At 55.3% G+C, this 17,934-nt stretch carries 19 protein-coding genes; 8 read left to right on the top strand and 11 right to left on the bottom strand.

Annotated features, from left to right (window positions below; all coding sequences use genetic code 11):
• The first annotated feature begins 132 nt into the window (after nt 1-132).
• Nucleotides 133-954: a trypsin-like serine peptidase gene (locus ACOTY9_RS01200; RefSeq protein WP_014883623.1), complete on the top strand. Its 822-nt coding sequence runs from the start codon at nt 133-135 to the stop codon at nt 952-954.
• Nucleotides 955-992: 38 nt separating this feature from the next.
• On the opposite strand, the gene mdtI is transcribed toward ACOTY9_RS01200, so the two are convergent.
• From mdtI to ACOTY9_RS01185, 3 genes are all read right to left on the bottom strand, one after another.
• Nucleotides 993-1,322 (bottom strand): multidrug/spermidine efflux SMR transporter subunit MdtI, encoded by a 330-nt coding sequence (mdtI, locus tag ACOTY9_RS01195; protein WP_014883622.1) that lies wholly within the window; start codon nt 1,320-1,322, stop codon nt 993-995.
• A complete protein-coding gene (gene mdtJ, locus ACOTY9_RS01190) occupies nt 1,309-1,671 on the bottom strand; it encodes a multidrug/spermidine efflux SMR transporter subunit MdtJ (RefSeq protein ID WP_014883621.1) in 363 nt (120 codons plus the stop codon). Before mdtJ ends, mdtI begins: the two co-directional genes overlap by 14 nt.
• A gap of 119 nt (nt 1,672-1,790) precedes the next feature.
• Nucleotides 1,791-1,961, bottom strand: a complete 171-nt coding sequence (locus tag ACOTY9_RS01185; RefSeq protein ID WP_086527785.1) for a hypothetical protein — start codon at nt 1,959-1,961, stop codon at nt 1,791-1,793.
• Between the two features lie 133 nt (nt 1,962-2,094).
• Here ACOTY9_RS01185 and ACOTY9_RS01180 point away from each other — a divergent pair, with 133 nt between their 5' ends.
• Nucleotides 2,095-3,129: an AI-2E family transporter gene (locus ACOTY9_RS01180; protein ID WP_014883620.1), complete on the top strand. Its 1,035-nt coding sequence runs from the start codon at nt 2,095-2,097 to the stop codon at nt 3,127-3,129.
• Nucleotides 3,130-3,239: 110 nt separating this feature from the next.
• On the opposite strand, the gene ACOTY9_RS01175 is transcribed toward ACOTY9_RS01180, so the two are convergent.
• The gene (locus ACOTY9_RS01175; protein ID WP_014883619.1) at nt 3,240-4,265 is read right to left on the bottom strand and encodes an LLM class flavin-dependent oxidoreductase; all 1,026 of its coding nucleotides are present in this window, start codon (nt 4,263-4,265) and stop codon (nt 3,240-3,242) included.
• Nucleotides 4,266-4,460: 195 nt separating this feature from the next.
• Here ACOTY9_RS01175 and ACOTY9_RS01170 point away from each other — a divergent pair, with 195 nt between their 5' ends.
• Nucleotides 4,461-5,354, top strand: coding sequence for a PhzF family phenazine biosynthesis protein (locus tag ACOTY9_RS01170; RefSeq protein ID WP_047625205.1), 894 nt, complete (start codon nt 4,461-4,463; stop codon nt 5,352-5,354).
• 77 nt (nt 5,355-5,431) lie between these two features.
• On the top strand, nt 5,432-5,779 hold the full coding sequence (gene yajD / locus ACOTY9_RS01165) for an HNH nuclease YajD (RefSeq protein ID WP_006808895.1): 348 nt from the start codon (nt 5,432-5,434) through the stop codon (nt 5,777-5,779).
• Nucleotides 5,780-5,829: 50 nt separating this feature from the next.
• Here yajD and ACOTY9_RS01160 read toward each other — a convergent pair whose 3' ends face one another.
• A complete protein-coding gene (locus tag ACOTY9_RS01160; protein ID WP_348565550.1) occupies nt 5,830-6,597 on the bottom strand; it encodes an arylamine N-acetyltransferase family protein in 768 nt (255 codons plus the stop codon).
• 95 nt (nt 6,598-6,692) lie between these two features.
• Between ACOTY9_RS01160 and ACOTY9_RS01155 the strand changes: the two genes are divergently transcribed.
• On the top strand, nt 6,693-8,129 hold the full coding sequence (locus ACOTY9_RS01155; RefSeq protein ID WP_045134986.1) for a PLP-dependent aminotransferase family protein: 1,437 nt from the start codon (nt 6,693-6,695) through the stop codon (nt 8,127-8,129).
• 17 nt (nt 8,130-8,146) lie between these two features.
• On the opposite strand, the gene ACOTY9_RS01150 is transcribed toward ACOTY9_RS01155, so the two are convergent.
• The 4 genes from ACOTY9_RS01150 to ACOTY9_RS01135 all read right to left on the bottom strand — a co-directional run bounded on the left by ACOTY9_RS01150 (nt 8,147) and on the right by ACOTY9_RS01135 (nt 11,330).
• Nucleotides 8,147-8,593 carry a hypothetical protein gene (locus ACOTY9_RS01150; RefSeq protein WP_032628920.1) on the bottom strand — a complete coding sequence of 149 codons (447 nt, stop codon included), beginning with the start codon at nt 8,591-8,593 and terminating at the stop codon, nt 8,147-8,149.
• A gap of 68 nt (nt 8,594-8,661) precedes the next feature.
• Nucleotides 8,662-9,924, bottom strand: coding sequence for a translesion error-prone DNA polymerase V subunit UmuC (gene umuC / locus ACOTY9_RS01145; RefSeq protein WP_059371921.1), 1,263 nt, complete (start codon nt 9,922-9,924; stop codon nt 8,662-8,664).
• The gene (umuD, locus tag ACOTY9_RS01140; protein WP_063433828.1) at nt 9,908-10,342 is read right to left on the bottom strand and encodes a translesion error-prone DNA polymerase V autoproteolytic subunit; all 435 of its coding nucleotides are present in this window, start codon (nt 10,340-10,342) and stop codon (nt 9,908-9,910) included. Before umuD ends, umuC begins: the two co-directional genes overlap by 17 nt.
• Nucleotides 10,343-10,451: 109 nt before the next feature.
• Complete coding sequence (locus tag ACOTY9_RS01135; protein ID WP_348565551.1) at nt 10,452-11,330, bottom strand: aldo/keto reductase family oxidoreductase; 879 nt, start codon at nt 11,328-11,330, stop codon at nt 10,452-10,454.
• 144 nt (nt 11,331-11,474) lie between these two features.
• Here ACOTY9_RS01135 and tcp point away from each other — a divergent pair, with 144 nt between their 5' ends.
• The gene (tcp, locus tag ACOTY9_RS01130) at nt 11,475-13,136 is read left to right on the top strand and encodes a methyl-accepting chemotaxis citrate transducer (protein ID WP_088126829.1); all 1,662 of its coding nucleotides are present in this window, start codon (nt 11,475-11,477) and stop codon (nt 13,134-13,136) included.
• A 38-nt stretch (nt 13,137-13,174) separates the two neighbouring features.
• On the opposite strand, the gene smrA is transcribed toward tcp, so the two are convergent.
• The gene (gene smrA / locus ACOTY9_RS01125; RefSeq protein WP_348565552.1) at nt 13,175-13,738 is read right to left on the bottom strand and encodes a DNA endonuclease SmrA; all 564 of its coding nucleotides are present in this window, start codon (nt 13,736-13,738) and stop codon (nt 13,175-13,177) included.
• Between the two features lie 346 nt (nt 13,739-14,084).
• Nucleotides 14,085-15,002, bottom strand: coding sequence for a LysR family transcriptional regulator (locus tag ACOTY9_RS01120; protein ID WP_058690816.1), 918 nt, complete (start codon nt 15,000-15,002; stop codon nt 14,085-14,087).
• Nucleotides 15,003-15,177: 175 nt separating this feature from the next.
• Between ACOTY9_RS01120 and ACOTY9_RS01115 the strand changes: the two genes are divergently transcribed.
• Together ACOTY9_RS01115 and ACOTY9_RS01110 are read left to right on the top strand one after the other, a co-directional pair.
• Nucleotides 15,178-16,488, top strand: coding sequence for a M20 family metallo-hydrolase (locus tag ACOTY9_RS01115; protein ID WP_023330272.1), 1,311 nt, complete (start codon nt 15,178-15,180; stop codon nt 16,486-16,488).
• Nucleotides 16,488-17,933 (top strand): M20 family metallopeptidase, encoded by a 1,446-nt coding sequence (locus ACOTY9_RS01110; RefSeq protein ID WP_164954963.1) that lies wholly within the window; start codon nt 16,488-16,490, stop codon nt 17,931-17,933. The genes ACOTY9_RS01115 and ACOTY9_RS01110 overlap by 1 nt, the downstream gene beginning before the upstream one ends.
• The last annotated feature ends 1 nt before the right edge of the window (nt 17,934 follow it).

Below are 17,934 nucleotides of genomic sequence, written 5' to 3'. Positions count from 1 at the left end.
CTCATCGCAAGCCATTTTTATCTTTCCTGATTGTAGCACGCTGATTTTACTCCCACTTTCGTGCTGTCCCGTCTATAGTATTTTCATAGGGTTCACTTTTAATAATCATAATTACCCCCACCAGAGTGTGATATGCGTAAATCTGTTGTGTTGTTGCTGGGAACGTTTGGTCTTTTTTCTGGATTTTCACAGGCGGATGATGGCGGCGATGACGCCATTAGCGCGAAAGAGCTTAAGACGCTTTTTTTCGGTCATGACGATCGTACTCGCGTCACCGACCCAACACAGGCCCCCTGGGATGCTATTGGACAACTGGAAACCGCCAGCGGCAATCTGTGCACCGCGACGTTGATCACCCCGCAATTAGCCCTAACGGCAGGCCACTGCCTGTTGACGCCCCCTAACGGAAAGCCAGACAAAGCGGTAGCCTTACGGTTTGTGTCGCAAAAAGGTGTCTGGCGCTATGAAATCCACGGCATCGAAGGCCGGGTTGATCCTTCTCTGGGTAAACGACTGAAACCGGATGGTGATGGCTGGATAGTGCCGCCCGCGGCAGCGTCATGGGATTTTGGCCTGATCATTCTCCGCTACCCGCCTTCAGGCATTACGCCACTGCCGTTATTTGACGGAGATAAAGCGGCGCTCACCGCCGCGCTGAAAGCCGCCGACCGTAAGGTCACGCAGTCAGGCTACCCGGTCGATCATCTGGATGCGCTTTACACCCATACCGACTGTGTTGTAACGGGCTGGGCACAAACCAGCGTGCTGTCGCACCAGTGCGATACGTTACCGGGTGACAGTGGTTCGCCCTTGATGCTGAAAACCGATAACGGCTGGCAATTGATTGGTGTTCAAAGCTCCGCTCCGGCGGCGAAAGACCGATGGCGAGCCGATAACCGGGCCCTATCCGTCACCGGTTTTCGCGATAAGCTGGAAGCGCTGGCTCAAGAGTAAGCCAGCGCGGCTGCGGGAGAAAAAGGGGTAACGGGTTATCAGGCGAGTTTTATCATGACCATACCCGCCAGCAGCAATATCAGTCCTATCCAGCCTTTGTTATTTAACCGCTGGCCGAACAGTACCCAACCGGCGGCAAGGGTGGCGGCGATACCAAAACCGCCCCACAGCGCATAGGCCACCGAAAGATCGATACCTTTGACCGCCTGCGACAGGGCGCTGAACGCCCCCAGAACCGCGGCTATCGACATCAGGCCATAGACTTTACGACGAAAACCGTCGGAGAATTTCAGCAGAACGTTGGCGAAAATTTCCAGCACGATGGCGAAACCCAGCCAGGCCGCATGAACCCATTCAAACTGTTGCATGGTTCTGCTCCTTCTGCTGTTTGGTCGGTTTACGGGTACCTGATTTAATCAGCACAATACCCGCGACCAGCGTCGTTAACCCGGCGACTTTCATTGTTGTTAATGTTTCGTCAAATATCAGGACGCTGAAGAGTGTAATCAATAAAATACCGATCCCTTCCCACAGCGCATACGCCACACCCAGCGCAATTTTTTTCACCGCAAATGAGAGGAAAATATAGGAAAGTGAAATCATCACCAGCATTAAAATAAAACCGGTATTGCCATCGCTGACGCTCGCCCACTTCATCGACAGCGTGCCAGTAATCTCAGCGATAATAGCCAGAGCGAGTAAAATCCAGTAAAACATGTTTTTCTCCTGCTTGAGAATATAATCCATCGTGGCCCGCCGCATGCGGCAAACCAAAAAAAATATGAAATTAAATCAGACAGCTAAGCGCGTAGCGCCAGCTCAGGCAGAAGAGATAACTATAGGGCGGTGCGCCAGTGTTGCTCACCAGCAACCAGGCAGAAGGAGGTGAAAAATACAGCGGTGTTGTTTGAAGAATACGTCCTGAACACATTGTCCATAAAATTACAATTATCCGCGTTGTTGCTTCTCGTCTTTGCGGATGAAAATTGTCCTCGGTAGTTAAACACGCTAAATTTGTACCATAAGCCAGGATTTTACTCAAAGTCTTTGCAATTCTTTACCCACACCGTTTGATTTTGGTTAGTTTATTGCAACGCGTTTCACCTTTATTATAAATAAAAAGCGTATTTCGGAGTCACCATGGCTAAACCCATTATTACCCTGAACGGGTTAAAAATTGTCATCATGCTGGGCATGCTGGTGATCATACTGACGGGCGTGCGATTTGCAGCCGACATCATCGTGCCCTTTATTCTGGCGCTGTTTATTGCGGTGATCCTTAACCCGCTGGTACGGCGCATGACGCGGCTACGCATCCCGCGCGTGCTGGCGATTACCCTGCTCATCAGCGTGATTATTGTTGCCATGGTATTACTGGTTGCCTATCTCGGCACCTCGCTGAATGAACTGGCGCGCACGTTACCGAAGTACCGATCGTCGCTGGCGATACCGCTGCTGCAGCTTGAACCCTGGCTGCAACGCGCAGGTATTGAAGTCTCGGTTGAGGAACTCCTTAAATATATCGACCCCAATGCGGCCATGACGATCGTCACCAGCCTGCTGGCGCAGCTTTCGAATGCCATGACCTCCATTTTCCTGCTGTTTTTAACGGTGGTGTTTATGCTGCTGGAGGTGCCTCAACTGCCGGCAAAGCTGCAGCAGATAATGGTCCGTCCGGTTGAGGGCATGGGGGCGATTCAACGCGCGCTGGACAGCGTCTCACGCTATCTGGTGCTGAAAACCGCCATTAGCCTGGTTACGGGTGGTGTCGTCTGGGTGATGCTGCTGGCGCTGGACGTCCGCTTCGCGTTCGTCTGGGGATTACTGGCCTTCGCGCTCAACTACATTCCCAACATCGGTTCCGTGCTGGCAGCGATCCCCCCTATCCTTCAGGTGCTGGTTTTCAGCGGGCTGTATGATGCGCTGGTTCTGCTGGCCGGATATCTGGCCATTAACCTGCTGTTCGGCAATATTCTTGAGCCACGGATGATGGGACGCGGGCTGGGGCTATCCACATTGGTCGTCTTTTTGTCTTTGATTTTCTGGGGCTGGCTGCTCGGTCCCGTCGGTATGCTGCTCTCCGTTCCGCTGACCATCATTGTGAAGATTGGTCTGGAACAGACCGAGGGCGGACAAAGCATCGCCGTGCTGCTGAGCGATATGAGCCAGAAATAGCGCTGACAGGAGGAATGTATTGATCCTCCTGTCTTCACGATAAGCGCCCGGATAGTTACAAATGGAGATTCACGCCACGTGCGGCGACGGGGCTTATCCCAGCGCGTCGACTACTCGCGCCAGCCCATTGCCGGTGCGACATGTTTGAGAATGGACTCAATCACATGCGCATTGTAATCCACACCGAGCTGGTTCGGTACGGTCAACAATAACGTATCCGCTTCAGCAATCGCCTCGTCTTTTTTCAGCTGTTCGATAAGCTTGTCCGGCTCCGCCGCATAGCTGCGGCCGAAGATCGCGCGCGTTTTCTCGTCAAGATACCCCACGCTATCGCTGTCGTTGCGGCTGGCACCGAAGTACATCCGGTCACGGTCGTCCATCAGGGCAAAAATACTGCGGCTGACCGACACGCGCGGCTCACGCGTATGCCCTGCCTCTTTCCACGCCTGGCGGTACGCGCGGATCTGTTTTGCCTGCTGAATATGGAACGGCTCACCGGTTTCATCGTCTTTCAGCGTAGAACTTTGCAGATTCATGCCGAGCTTAGCGGCCCATACTGCCGTCGCATTCGAACCGGCGCCCCACCAGATACGCTCGCGCAGCCCTTCGGAATAGGGTTCCAGTCGCAGCAGCCCCGGTGGATTCGGAAACATCGGCTGTGGATTCGGCTTTGCAAATCCTTCGCCGCGCAGAACCTCAAGCAGCACCTCGGTATGACGGCGTGCCATATCTGATTCGTTTTCCCCTTCCTGCGGGACATAGCCGAAATGACGCCAGCCATCAATGACCTGCTCCGGGGAGCCCCGGCTGATGCCAAGCTGCAAACGACCGCCGGAAATCAGATCCGCCGCACCGGCATCCTCGGCCATGTACATCGGGTTTTCATAGCGCATATCAATCACGCCGGTACCGATCTCGATGGTTTTCGTTTTGGCCCCAATTGCGGCCAGCAGAGGGAACGGAGAGCTCAGCTGACGAGCAAAGTGGTGCACGCGAAAATAGGCGCCGTCCGCCCCCAGCTCTTCGGCCGCCACGGCCAGGTCAATGGACTGCAGCAGGGTGTCTGCTGCCGAGCGCGTGCCGGACTGCGGAGAAGGCGTCCAGTGACCAAACGATAAAAAGCCGATCTTTTTCATAATCCTGTGTCCTGATAATGCGTTGCGTTCTCCCTACTGTACGCATTACCTGTGGAGAATAAATGGCGTTTCTTTAACGGAATGATTCAAATAAATTGATTGAATTTTTTTCAGGTCCGTCGGGTGAAAAACGGCTGGTTATCGGTTTGATTTAACGTTACATCTCTATATCAGGACTTTTACATCGGACAGAAAATGAAAAGACGCTATGTTGTTGCGGATGTTTTTACTGATACTCCGTTTCTGGGTAACCCTGTTGCCGTCGTACTCGATGCTCAAGGCATGAACAAAGCACAAATGCAGCAGGTCGCCGTTGAATTTGGCTACAGCGAAACCACGTTCGTTTTGCCGCCAGACAACCCTTCCCATACAGCACGCGTGCGAATCTTTACGCCCTCGCGCGAGATCCCCTTCGCCGGGCACCCGAATGTTGGAACGGCTTACGTGCTTGCCCATTACGCCGCGATGAATCATCAGCGCCTGCCTGATACGCTACACTTCGAGGAAATAGCCGGTGTGGTGCCCGTTCGCCTGTTGCGCGACAACGATACGATCACTGGCGCAGAACTCCTGGTGCCTGAGGCACTCTCGTGCCGCTCTGAAGTCAGCCCGGAAAGCGTGGCTGCCTGCTTATCCCTGAACACGGAAGATATCCGTACCGAGGTACATAGGCCTGTGGTCGCGTCGGTAGGTCTGCCCTTTCTGATAGCCGAGCTGGCTTCTCGTGAGGCGCTTCGTCGATGCGTGCCGAATTTACAGGGTTTTCGCGCGACCTTACCGCTGGATGGCGCCGTTTCCCTCTATGCCTACACCCTGGATACGAATGCTGATGAACCTCATGATGTGCAGGCCCGCATGTTTACTCCCCGCATGACAGAAGATCCTGCCACAGGCAGCGCGACTGCCGCTGCGACAGCGCTGCTGGCGTTGCACCGCAATAAAACGACGCTTAATCTTAACGTCAGTCAGGGCGTTGATATGGGACGAGCAAGCGTGCTGTTCGCGGGATACGATGCCTCGTCGGGAGAGGCGGTGGTTCGCGTTGGCGGAAATTGCGTGATGACGCTTGAAGGCACATTCTCGCTCTAGCGGAGGAAGGTCCTGTACATTTACCGTGCCTGATGGGATATATTGGCACACTCTTTTTATCACAGGTAAAACCAGCAATGGCTCTGATCCCCAAAAACTACGCGAGACTTGAAAGTGGCTATCGCGAAAAAGCGTTAAAAATCTATCCCTGGGTATGCGGACGCTGCTCGCGCGAGTTTGTCTATTCCAATCTGCGCGAACTGACGGTTCACCATATCGATCACGACCATACCAACAACCCGGAAGATGGCAGTAACTGGGAGCTGTTGTGCCTGTTTTGCCACGATCACGAACATTCGAAATACACCGAAGCGGATCAGTACGGTACCACCGTGGTCGCCGGGGAAGACGCGCAAAAAGACGTGGGCGTCGCCACGTTTAACCCGTTTGCCGATTTAAAAGCGATGATGAACAAGAAGAAGTAATGCTTCAACCGCGGTGCGGGAGGCTCAGGGGGCACAGGCCCCCTTCTGCTTTATGCCGCGATCAACGCAAAACGCTCTTTCAGAATACGGGGGATGTCGTCCTCCGCCAGCTGCCGGGTTTCCGTGCCCTTCGCCGTAATGATTTTCAGCATATTCCCCAGTAAAATCTCGCGTCCCTCCGGTCGATGCTGCACCACCACACGCTTCTGCACAAAAATGGCATCCGGGTGCGTGGAGTTAAGGTAGTTGGCCGGAACGAAATCAATCCACTCCTGTGGCGTGAGATCAAAGCCGTACTGACGGGCCCATTCTCCCGCCACCTTCGCCTGAAGCAGATATTCGCCCTCAGCGCTGCGGCTAAGCCGGAACGTGTCAAAATCCTGTGCGATATCAACATCAAGCGTGTCCAGAGCCATTGGCGCACGAATGCCATAGCTGCCAAACCCGAGGTCGCAAAGCCACTGTCGGCTCTCCACCTCAGCAATTAACGCCATATGGGTTTTTGGCCGCCGTACGGGGTAGAACATCGGGCGTGCCGCCACAAAACGGTAAGGAATACCTAACGCCTCCAGCGCCATGGCAAACAGCCCGTTCACCTCATAGCAGTAGCCGCCGCGCCCCTGTGTTAACAGCTTATCGGCAATATCGTCAGGTGCCAGCGAGACAATTTTCCCCGCCTGTACATCCAGATTTTCAAACGGGATTGCAAAAAGCTGATGACGCATAAGCGCATGCAGGGTACCCGTATCGGCAGCCGCGGGGCCAGTGTAGTTTATGCGTTTGAAATACGTGGAAATATCAAAATTATCGCTGTGCATAATGCCTCCTTGTCCTGAACATGTCGGACACTATAGATGGCGTGCATTATTGGCTGTATAGTCAGTTTTATCGAAAATTAGCCTGAACAGATACCATGTCTGCCCCATCCCCGTCCTCTCCTCACTATCGCCGTATTGCGGATATGCTGCGTCTTACAATTACGTCTGGCGCGTTGCGAGCCGGTGACAAGATCATCTCCGCGCGTAAACTGGCCGAACGCGAGCATGTCAGTCTTCCGACGGCGCTTGAAGCGCTGCGCTGCCTTGAGGCCGAGGGGCTGATTGTTGCACGTCCGCGTTCAGGTTATTACATCCACCAGACAAGCCTTCCGCAGCCTGTGGAGCCTTCTCGTTCTCCGCCAGGCCCGGTTCCCGTCACCCTGTCGGCTATGGCCCGGTCGCTGTTCAGCAGTTCAGAAGCCCGTCTGGTGCCTCTGGGTGCAGCCCTGCCCGATCCTGCTTGGCTGCCGGGCGAGACGCTACAGCGGGCGTTGCACTCCGCGGGCCGACGTCTGGACGCGCACGGTCAGAGCTATAGCCTGCCGCCGGGAAGGCGTGATTTGCGAAGCAAGATTGCCGCGCGTTCTGCACAGTGGGGAGCCCGTTTCAGCGCGGATGACCTTATTATCACCGCAGGTGCGACGCAGGCGTTGCGCCTTGCGCTACGAGCCGTGTGCCAGCCCGGTGATGTGGTGGCGATTGAGCAGCCAGCCTACTTTGGTACGCTCCTGCTGCTGGAGGATTTGGGTCTGAAGGCCTTATCGATCCCCACCGATCCTGTTGAGGGCCTGCTGCTGGAACCGCTGGCGGACGCCATTCGGTGCCACCGCCCGGCCGCCGTTCTGGCCTCCCCTACGGTGCAAAACCCTTTGGGCGCCAGTATGCCCGTCACGCGTAAGCAGGAACTCGTTGCCCTGCTTGACGCGGCAGATATTCCTCTCATTGAAGATGATGTTTACGGCGATCTTGTCGGCGAGGGACAACGTCCCCCAGCCTGTAAAGCGTTCGACCAGAGTGGAAATGTCATTTATTGCAGCTCCCTGTCTAAAACGCTTGCGCCCGGCTGGCGAATCGGCTGGATTGCCGCCGGACGCTACTTTCCGCAGGTTTTACAGGCCCGCATGGCCGGAGACTGGGCAGGCGCTCCGCTGCTGGAAGCCGCAACCAGCGAAGTCCTGGCGAGCGGCGATTACGATCGCCATCTGCGGCGGCTCAAGCGTCGCGTTGCGGAGGGAATAGACGCCGTCGTGGCGCGAGTCGAGGCAAGTTTTCCTCCCGGCACGCGTGTTAACGCGCCCGCCGCGGGTTACTTGCTGTGGGTAGAACTTCCTTTGCAGGTCAACGCGCTGGAGGTACATCGTCGCGCGCTGGCGCTGGGTATTGGCGTCAGCCCCGGCCCGCTGTTTTCCCCTGCCGCAGAGCTGTCTCACTTTTTGCGGCTAAACTGCGCAAACGAACCGACGCCCCGCCTGCTGAATGCCGTGGAGCGGATTGGGGCGCTGTGTTATGAACTGGCGGATGCGCGGCCGTGACGGTCTGCGGTCCTTTTTCACAAATTCAGGATTGCGCGCTCTTTAACGACAGCGTCAGGATTGGCTCTTTTTATCGCGGTCAGAAAAGCCGTGAAGTTATGATTCCAGAGGGTGAGATTGTTATAAAACTGCACCTGCTTTTCATTAGCACCGTCACGGTAAATAACAATCCAGACCCGTCGGCTATTTATCTCGATATTCCCCGGCCCGATTTTAATGATAGTAGCCAGCGCAATCTTACGGGTGGCGTTGTTTTTAACTTCATATAAAAACTGGTCATCATAAAACCATGTTTTACCTGCATTCCCGCCAAAAATTGAGGGGTTAGCAGATATCTTTTTCATCCCGTTATGATCTGAAATAAGGCGCTTTGCCTGGCGAATACGTCTGACAACAAATCTTAACAGGATGAAAAGCGCAATGAGGGGCAGCGCGACTGATATCATTTTTAGGCTCTCGTACATATCCCTGCCCCGTCATACATTCTTATTAACGCCGTGAGTATAACGCGGCGATCGTTTATGACAATATCCTACCTTGCCACCGGCAAATCTGCGTACCGCGTCGTATACGCCGGTGACAGCATCTCACGCTTCATCGCCCAGGATTTCTCAATCCCCTGCCCGGCAAACCATATCTTCCCTTTGCCGGAATGGTTTACGCTGTCGATTATCTCCATCAGCGCTGCGCTATTGGCACACAGGCGGTTATCATCAAACAAATTCAGCTGGGCGACGCCGCTGCTGAAAAAATCCGCCAGCATCACCCCCGCTTTCATATAGCGATACCCATCAAGCCATATACGCCCCAGCGCCTCCGTGGCAGCACGGATGATATCGCGCGTGTCATTAGTGGGTGTCATCAGGGTGACTGAGGCCTGGTTGCCGTAATAAATTTCGTTGTCGGCATGCGGGCTGGTGCGCACAAACACGCTGATAAAGCGGCAATACTGATGCTCGCCGCGCAGTTTTTCGGCGGCACGCTCCGCGTAGGCACAAATGGCCTGGTGCATCTCTTCGTATTGCGTAATACGGTGTCCAAACGAACGACTACAGATAATTTGCTGCTTCGTCGGGGTAAACTCTTCCAGATCAAGACAAGGTTCACCGCGAAGCTCGCGCGCCGTGCGTTCCATTACCACGTTAAAATGTTTGCGAATGACCCAGGAGGACGCTTCCGCCAGCTCCAGCGCCGTGGTAATCCCCATGGCGTTGAGTTTTTTCGTGATGCGTCGCCCGACACCCCACACTTCCTCTACCGGCACCTTCGCCAGCAGCTTACGCTGCCGTTCGCGATCCGATAGATCGACCACGCCGCCGGTGGCAGACCACCGCTTCGCCGCATAGTTGGCCAGCTTCGCCAGCGTTTTGGTCGGGGCAATACCGACCCCAACGGTCAACCCCGTACTTTTAGCGACCTGGTTGCGCATCTGATGGCCAAAAGCCTCCAGCGACATGCAGCGGCTGACGCCCGACACGTTCACGAAGGCTTCATCAATCGAGTAGATCTCAATTGCCGGAGCAAGATCGGTCAGCGTTTGCATCACCCGGCTGCTGAGATCGGCATACAGCGCATAGTTCGAGCTAAAAACATACACCCGCGCCGGATAACCCTTCTCCTTGAATTTAAAGTAGGGCTCACCCATTTTTATGCCGAACTGTTTGGCCTCCCGCGACAGCGAAATAATGCAGCCGTCGTTGTTCGAGACCACCACGATGGGTTTGCCCTCCAGATCGGGGCGAAACACCCTCTCGCAGGAGGCATAAAAGCTATTCACATCAACGAGTGCGAACATGTTTATACGTTTTGAGGGTGTGAGTGACAACGCCGAAGATTTGTAGCTCCTCTTCTGACTGGAAGGTAATCGGCTGATAGCGGGCATTATGCGGCAGCAACCTCAAAACCGGACGGGTCTGTAGCTCTTTCACCGTAAACTCACCGGCAACCGACGCCACGACGATATCCCCATGTTCGGCATTTAACGAACGATCGACCACCAGCAGATCGCCGTCGCCGATCCCAGCCCCAATCATCGAGTCACCACTCACTTTTATAAAGTAGGTCGCACTGGGGTGCCTGACCGCCAGCCGGTTAAGATCGAGACGATCCTCCACATAATCCTGCGCCGGGCTGGGGAAGCCGCAGGCGACGCGCTCCAGAAAGAGAGGTAATTCAATGACTTGATTAGAGTGATAAGAAAAGAGAGTGCCCATAAATGCTTTCCTGCCGTAATACTGTATATAAATACAGTATTACGGATTATGGGCCAGGATCAAGATGCTTTCCGGCGGTGAAGCCGAACGTATTGAAGTTTGAACGGATTTAGTTCAACGATCGGCCTACCAGCGTATTCAGCGTTTCCAGAGCGTCAGGCGGCAGTTGCAGTTCTCCTGCTGCGAGATTTTGCCGCAGATGCGCCACGGAAGAGGTGCCGGGGATCAGCAGAATATTCGGGGAACGTTGCAGCAGCCATGCCAGCGCAACCTGCATCGCGGTTGCGCCAAGGGAATCCGCGACGGCCTGCAGATCGCTGGATTGCAGTGGCGTAAAGCCGCCCAATGGGAAAAACGGCACATAGGCAATCCCCTGCTGCGCCAGTAAATCCACCAGCGCATCGTCGCCGCGGTTCACTATGTTGTACATGTTCTGCACGCAGACAACAGGCACCATCTTCTGCGCTTCCGCAACCTGAGTGGCCGTGACATTGCTCAGACCAATGTGGCGTACCAGCCCTTGCTGCTGTAACTCTGCGAGGGTGGAAAGCGGTTCAGCAATCGATCCTTCTGCCGGGCCGTGAGCGCTAAACATGATCCGCAGATTCACCACATCCAGTACATCCACCTGCAGATTACGCAGGTTATCATGCACCGCCTGAGTCAGCTCCTGCGCGGAAAAGGCCGGCAGCCAGGCGCCTTTATCGTTGCGGCGGGCCCCGATCTTGGTGACGATAGTGAGATCGTCCCGGTACGGATGAAGCGCCTCGCGGATCAGCTGATTGGTCACATGGGGACCATAAAAATCGCTGGTATCGATATGATTCACCCCCCCCGCCACGGCTTCGCGTAACACCTCCAGCGCGGCATTTTTATCTTTCGGAGGGCCAAATACGCCCGGTCCGGCAAGCTGCATCGCGCCGTACCCCAGTCGTTTAACCGTCCGCGTACCGAGCGCGTACGTCCCGCTTTTATCAATGCTGCTCATGTTGACCTTCCTCATAAAAATGATCCGGATTTACAACAGGTTCCTGACCGGAGCCCTTCGTTAAGCGCGAGTTAAATTAAAGTTTAAATTCTATACGACGATAGTATTGGTGTACCTCTGCCTCTTCTCTAACGGACGACCGCTATGCTGAAAAATCTGCACGTGATTACCGGTATTATCTTTGCCCTCACCATATTCTGTCTGCTGCAAGTTGTCACGGGAGGGTTGTTCTACTCCGCCGTCAGCAACGATCGCCATAACTTCCAGAACTCCGGCGTGCTCAATGCCCAGCAGGAAAATCTGAGCGACAGCGTAAACACGCTGGTAAAAACGCGCGTCACCGTGACCCGCGTGGCGATCCGCTACCTGAAAAACCAGCGCGATCCGGCTTCCCTTGCCGCGATCAACAAACTGCTTGATACCGCAAGTAACTCGCTGGCTAAAGCAGAAACCTATAACAAAGCGTGGCAGAAACTGCCGCAGGTTAACGGCCAGAATGCGGCGTTAACTGACGAGATGCAAAAATCCTGGAATCAGATGCATGAGGTCATGCGTTTGTCGATTCAGTATCTTCGCGCCGACAACTACCAGGCCTATGGCGATCTGGATGCTCAGCAGGCACAGGATGATATGGAAGCGGTCTACAACCGCTGGCGCGCCGAAAACAACACGCTGCTGAAAGCGGCAACCGAAGAGAACCAAAGCAGCTTTACGCAAATGCAGTGGACGCTGGCAGTCATTTTCCTGGCCGTTATCGCCGTGCTGGTGGTCATCTGGCAGGGGTTACAACACCTGCTGTTAAAACCACTCAACACCATTATGAACCATATTCGCGCCATTGCGGGGGGCGACCTGACGCAGAATATCGCGCTCTCTGGCCGCAATGAAATGGGTCAACTGGCCGCAGGCCTGCATGAGATGCAACAATCTCTGGTGACTACCGTCAGCGCCGTGCGCGGCAGTACCGACTCCATCTACACCGGCGCAGGTGAAATTGCCGCAGGCAGCAACGATCTTTCCGCTCGCACCGAAGAGCAGGCCGCCTCGCTCGAAGAGACGGCCGCCAGCATGGAAGAGCTGACCGCGACGGTTAAACAGAACTCCGATAACGCCCGTCAGGCTACGTTACTGGCGAAGAATGCCTCTGAAACCGCAGCACGTGGTGGCCACGTCGTGGATAACGTGGTTCGCACCATGACCGAAATTGCCGACAGTTCCCAGCAGATTGCCCACATTACTGGCGTGATTGACAGCATCGCGTTCCAGACCAATATTCTGGCACTTAACGCCGCGGTAGAAGCCGCACGCGCCGGGGAACAGGGGCGTGGTTTTGCGGTCGTCGCAGGCGAAGTCCGTACGCTGGCGAGCCGCAGTGCACAGGCGGCGAAAGAGATCAAAGGGCTTATCGAGAACTCCGTCAACCGGGTGAATACCGGTTCTGAGCAGGTTAGCGAAGCGGGCGCGACCATGAAGGAGATTGTCGCCGCCGTGACCCGCGTAACCGATATCATGGGTGAGATTTCGTCGGCCTCCGATGAGCAGAGCCGCGGTATTGAACAGGTGAGCCTGGCCGTTTCGCAAATGGACAGCGTGACGCAGCAAAACGCCGCGCTGGTGCAGCAGTCCGCTACGGCGGCGGCGGCACTGGAAGATCAGTCCGAACAGCTGCGTCAGGCTGTGGCCGCGTTTCGTCTGAACGGAAAAGAACACGCGGTCGCCTCACGTCCGGCAAATGTGAAAACGCCGCAGCTACTGCGTCCGGCAACGGCTAACGCCACGCCTGACAGTCACTGGGAAACCTTCTGAGTCACAGGCGGGCGATCGCCTCGCCCGCGAAAACCGCCTTAACGGCTGCGCTTGGCGTGCCGTTCCCAGTTCTCCTGTTTCGCTTCATCGGATTTCCGCAGTGAAACGTAACATGCCCCGCTGCCGCCGTGATGCGGCAGCGCCACGCAGAAAGCCTGCACTTCCTCGAACTCAGTTAACCAGCGTGCCAGATAGCTGCGCACCACATTGGGATGCGAATTCTGTTCGCGCCCTTTCCCGTGAATGATGATCAGGTTACGTAATCCGTCACGACGGGCCTGACTGATAAAGGAATACAGCATCTGTCGGCAGCGTTCGGCGGGCTGACGCAACAGGTTTAAGCTGGCCTGTCGGTCGTATTTCCCCGAACGCAGCTTCTCTATAACGCCCTGCTGTACCCCTTCGCGCTGGAACGCCAGCGGTTCTTCAAGGGGCAGGAGTTCCAGAACCCCCAGCGTCAGAAAGTTGTCCAGCTGTTCAGTATCCATCTCCTGCCGCGCCCGTGCGTTTCTCATCGGCTGCCAGTGGATATCCGAGCAGCGCTTCATGGGCTGGACATCCTCCATGGCGTCAAGAAAAAGTGATTTGTCGTCAGGGTTCATGGGGATCCTCCGGCTACTTCTGAGGGAGGTACTATACCTGTGCCAGACATGTGTCTCAATAACCGTCAGCGGCCCACTCACGGCATATATATTTACCCGGCGAATATATAATAAGGGTGATACGCACTTAAACCAGACTTAACTAAAACTTCAGTGAAGGTAAAATAAGTGATTTACGTTAAAAATTCGTGAAATCAATCACTCGTCAACCTGTCTTTTTTCGGAAAAGGTGTTATAACTAAATAAACCTGCCCCATGGAAATAATACTCAGGACTGGCAAAAGGACGTACTGCTGTGTGTACTGTAGGGTCTGTCTGATGTCGGGCAGACTCTGTTTTTTTATTTTTAATTTTCCGCTGCGTCTATTTTTCTCGCTTCCCTTCTGAATTGCGTAATTAAGGATTCAGCAAGAGGTGTCTGACGTGAATCACGTCGCTGAATTAAATAATACGCGGCTTTTGGAAGCGATTCGACAACCGGCAGAATGACGAGACGGTGCGCCAGAAGCGGGTCAGAGCCCAACTCCTGCGGCAGGATACTTAAAAAATCACTTTGCGCAACCAGGCTTATACAGGACGAAAATGTTTCACACACCACCCCAATTCGCGGTATTTGCGAGCGGTGGCGAAATAGATCTTCTAATTGCTTATAATAGCTTCCCCGCGGCGTCGGCATTGTCCAGTTATAATGCAAAAGTTCATTAATGGATGTTGCCCCTGTCGCCGGATGCCCTTCCCGGCAAAATACCGCAAACGGTTTTTCAAACAACTTTTCGAACGTAAATTCATGGTCGTAAGGCCCCTGATAATAGGTGTTAATGGTGAAATCCAGCTCACCCTGGCGTAATTCATTGATCATCGACACCAGCTGCCCTTCCATAATCCGCACCTTGACCTGGGGGTGTTGTGCATGAAAGCGCGTAATAACGGCGGGCATCAGGCTGCGTGAAACGCTGGCGCCCATCCCGATATTGATCTGCCCGGCCAGTTCCCCCTGCCGCTGGCGAATATCATCCTGCGCCGCACGCAACTCTTCCAGAATCAGTCTGGCGCGCTGGTAGAAGCCCTCGCCACACTCGGTCAAGGCAACACCTTTACTCCGGCGCACAAAAAGCTGTGCCGCCATACCCTCTTCCAGCTCTTTGATCGATTTGGTCAGCGCTGGCTGCGAAAGATTCAGCGTCCTGCTGGCACCGCGAATACTGCCCTGACGCGCGACTTCAACAAACGCCCGGATTTGATGAAATTTAATCTGAAATGTCATAGCCCGACCGATAACCGTTGTTTATCAGAGTAAAGAAACTGTCATCTACTTTAATGGAAAGGGATGTGCGAGGGTAATTCCTGAACGGTTAAAACTGTGAAAAATCGGTTAGTGATAAGTAAAAACTATCACAGCGTGAAGCAGTTCACATTTTTTAATGATGACGGGAAGAGATATGGACACACTGGCGCAGTACATCCAGACATTAACGCCGCAGCTGAGCGCGTGGCGTCGCGATTTTCACCATTTTGCGGAATCCGGCTGGGTAGAGTTTAGAACTGCAGCGAAAGTCGCTGAAATTCTTGATTCGCTGGGGTACGAACTGGCGATGGGCCGTGATGTGGTGGATGCCGAAAGCCGAATGGGATTGCCCGATGACGCAACGCTGGCGCGAGAATTTGCCCGAGCGCGTGCGCAAGGCGCCCCCGAAAAATGGCTGGCACCGTTTGAAGGCGGATTTACCGGCATTGTGGCGACCCTTAAGACTGGCCGCCCGGGGCCAACCCTGGCGTTTCGCGTAGACATGGATGCCCTTGATTTAAGCGAAGCGCAGGACAACAGCCATCGCCCGTTCCGCGACGGTTTTGCCTCCTGCAACCCGGGAATGATGCACGCCTGCGCGCATGACGGCCATACCACCATTGGTCTGGGACTGGCGCAGGTGCTTAAGCAGAATGAAGCGCAGCTCAACGGCACCATCAGGCTCATCTTTCAGCCTGCCGAAGAAGGGACGCGCGGCGCACGCGCTATGGTTGCCGCCGGGGCGCTGGATGGCGTGGACTATTTTACTGCCATCCATATCGGTACCGGCGTGCCTGCCGGAACGGCGATCTGCGGCAGCGATAACTTTATGGCGACCACCAAGTTCGACGTGAATTTTACGGGCGTTGCCGCACACGCAGGCGGAAAACCGGAGGACGGGCGAAACGCCCTGCTCGCCGCCGCGCAGGCCGCTCTCGCCTTACACAGCATCGCACCGCACAGTGAAGGGGCTTCCCGCGTCAACGTCGGGGTCATGCAGGCCGGAAGCGGCCGCAACGTGGTGCCCGCGAATGCGCTCATCAAAGTGGAAACCCGCGGGGAAAGCGAAGCCATAAATCAGTATGTCTTTGAACGCGCGCAGGCCGTCATTACCGGGGCGGCCGCACTCTACGGCGTGAAGGCGGAGATGCGTCTGATGGGGGCCGCCACCTCCAGCGCGCCCACACCGGCCTGGGTTGATTATCTGCGCGAACAGGCGAGCCAGGTTTCCGGCATTGATCGCGCTATAGATAAGGTCAAAGCCCCCGCCGGCTCCGAAGACGCCACGCTGATGATGGCCCGCGTGCAGCAAAACGGCGGCATGGCGTCGTATATGGTATTCGGCACGGATTTGAGCGCCGGCCATCACAACGAAAAATTCGACTTCGATGAACAGGTTATGGCTATCGCCATCGAAACGCTGGCGCGGACTGCGCTCAATTTTCCGTGGACGCGAGGTGTGTAATGCAGGAGAACTACGCTTTTATTGCCGATGCCATCGATACGCGATGTCAGACGCTAACCGATATAGCCGATGCCATCTGGGATCACCCTGAAACCCGCTTTGAAGAATTTTGGTCCGCCGAACGACTCGCCGGCGCGCTGGAGGCCGAAGGCTTTACGTTGACTCGCGAGGCGGGCGGTATTCCAAACGCTTTTATTGCGAGCTACGGCAGTGGGAAACCGGTTATCGCCCTGCTCGGTGAATACGATGCGCTGGCCGGGCTAAGCCAGCAGGCGCATTGTGCAACCGCGCAATCCGCCACGCCGGGAGCGAATGGTCACGGCTGCGGGCATAACCTCCTGGGCACCGCGGCGCTGGCCGGTGCGGTGGCGGTAAAAAGCTGGCTTGAACAGCATGGCGGTAGCGGAACGGTGCGTTTTTACGGCTGCCCCGGGGAAGAAGGCGGCTCCGGCAAAACCTTTATGGTGCGGGAAGGACTGTTTGATGACGTCGATGCCGCCGTCACCTGGCACCCGGAAGCCTTTGCCGGCATGTTTAACGTCAGCACCCTGGCCAATATTCAGGCCGCCTGGCGTTTTCACGGCGTGGCGGCGCATGCGGCCAACTCCCCTCATCTGGGACGCAGCGCGCTGGATGCCGTGACGCTGATGACGACCGGCACCAACTTCCTTAATGAACACATCATTGAGAAAGCACGTGTCCATTACGCCATCACCGATACCGGCGGGATTTCGCCCAACGTGGTGCAGGCCCAGGCCGAAGTGCTGTACCTGATCCGCGCCCCGGAAATGGCCGATGCGCAGCAGATCTACGAACGCATTGAGAAAATCGCCCAGGGCGCGGCAATGATGACCGAAACCACCGTGGAGTGTCGCTTTGATAAAGCCTGCTCCAGCTACCTGCCAAACCGCACGCTTGAGGCGGCAATGTATCGGGCGTTACAACACTACGGCACGCCGGCGTGGACTGCTGAAGAGTGCGATTTTGCCCGTGAGATCCGCGCTACGCTCACGCCCAACGACCTGCAGAACAGCCTCAAAAATATAGCCGCCACGGGCGGAGACGCCGGTAAAGCCTTTGCCCGCCGTCATCAGGAGACACTCCTGGTGGATGAGATTGCGCCCTATGCCATTACCGATAACGTGCTGGCGGGTTCAACGGATGTGGGTGACGTCAGCTGGAAAATGCCGGTCGCCCAGTGCTTCAGCCCCTGCTTTACCGTGGGAACGCCGCTGCATACCTGGCAACTGGTGGCACAGGGGCGAACCTCCATTGCTCACAAAGGCATGCTGCTGGCCGGGAAAGTCATGGGCGCCACGGCACTGAATCTGCTGCAGGATGCAGCCCTGCTAAAAAAATGTCGTGAAGAGTTCGAACAACAAATACAAGAAAAACCGTACGTGTGTCCGATCCCACAGGGCGTGACACCGTCACCTTTAAAATAAA

Origin of the sequence: Enterobacter cloacae complex sp. SHL012, from assembly GCF_049237505.1 — a bacterium.
Classification (GTDB): Bacteria; Pseudomonadota; Gammaproteobacteria; order Enterobacterales; family Enterobacteriaceae; genus Enterobacter; species Enterobacter kobei.
Note: the sequence above shows the minus strand (reverse complement) of the source record. Positions and strands in the feature narration are given on the sequence as shown.

Bases quoted from the DNA above. Each gene is read 5' to 3' on its own strand.
- ACOTY9_RS01200 (WP_014883623.1), top strand. From the start codon at position 133: ATGCGTAAATCTGTTGTGTTGTTGCTGGGAACGTTTGGTCTTTTTTCT.
- ACOTY9_RS01110 (WP_164954963.1), top strand. From the start codon at position 16,488: ATGCAGGAGAACTACGCTTTTATTGCCGATGCCATCGATACGCGATGT.
- ACOTY9_RS01155 (WP_045134986.1), top strand. From the start codon at position 6,693: ATGTCTGCCCCATCCCCGTCCTCTCCTCACTATCGCCGTATTGCGGAT.
- tcp (WP_088126829.1), top strand. From the start codon at position 11,475: ATGCTGAAAAATCTGCACGTGATTACCGGTATTATCTTTGCCCTCACC.
- ACOTY9_RS01135 (WP_348565551.1), bottom strand. From the start codon at position 11,330: ATGAGCAGCATTGATAAAAGCGGGACGTACGCGCTCGGTACGCGGACG.
- smrA (WP_348565552.1), bottom strand. From the start codon at position 13,738: ATGAACCCTGACGACAAATCACTTTTTCTTGACGCCATGGAGGATGTC.
- umuC (WP_059371921.1), bottom strand. From the start codon at position 9,924: ATGTTCGCACTCGTTGATGTGAATAGCTTTTATGCCTCCTGCGAGAGG.
- ACOTY9_RS01160 (WP_348565550.1), bottom strand. From the start codon at position 6,597: ATGCACAGCGATAATTTTGATATTTCCACGTATTTCAAACGCATAAAC.
- ACOTY9_RS01150 (WP_032628920.1), bottom strand. From the start codon at position 8,593: ATGTACGAGAGCCTAAAAATGATATCAGTCGCGCTGCCCCTCATTGCG.
- yajD (WP_006808895.1), top strand. From the start codon at position 5,432: ATGGCTCTGATCCCCAAAAACTACGCGAGACTTGAAAGTGGCTATCGC.
- mdtJ (WP_014883621.1), bottom strand. From the start codon at position 1,671: ATGTTTTACTGGATTTTACTCGCTCTGGCTATTATCGCTGAGATTACT.
- ACOTY9_RS01180 (WP_014883620.1), top strand. From the start codon at position 2,095: ATGGCTAAACCCATTATTACCCTGAACGGGTTAAAAATTGTCATCATG.
- umuD (WP_063433828.1), bottom strand. From the start codon at position 10,342: ATGGGCACTCTCTTTTCTTATCACTCTAATCAAGTCATTGAATTACCT.
- ACOTY9_RS01120 (WP_058690816.1), bottom strand. From the start codon at position 15,002: ATGACATTTCAGATTAAATTTCATCAAATCCGGGCGTTTGTTGAAGTC.
- ACOTY9_RS01115 (WP_023330272.1), top strand. From the start codon at position 15,178: ATGGACACACTGGCGCAGTACATCCAGACATTAACGCCGCAGCTGAGC.
- mdtI (WP_014883622.1), bottom strand. From the start codon at position 1,322: ATGCAACAGTTTGAATGGGTTCATGCGGCCTGGCTGGGTTTCGCCATC.
- ACOTY9_RS01170 (WP_047625205.1), top strand. From the start codon at position 4,461: ATGAAAAGACGCTATGTTGTTGCGGATGTTTTTACTGATACTCCGTTT.
- ACOTY9_RS01175 (WP_014883619.1), bottom strand. From the start codon at position 4,265: ATGAAAAAGATCGGCTTTTTATCGTTTGGTCACTGGACGCCTTCTCCG.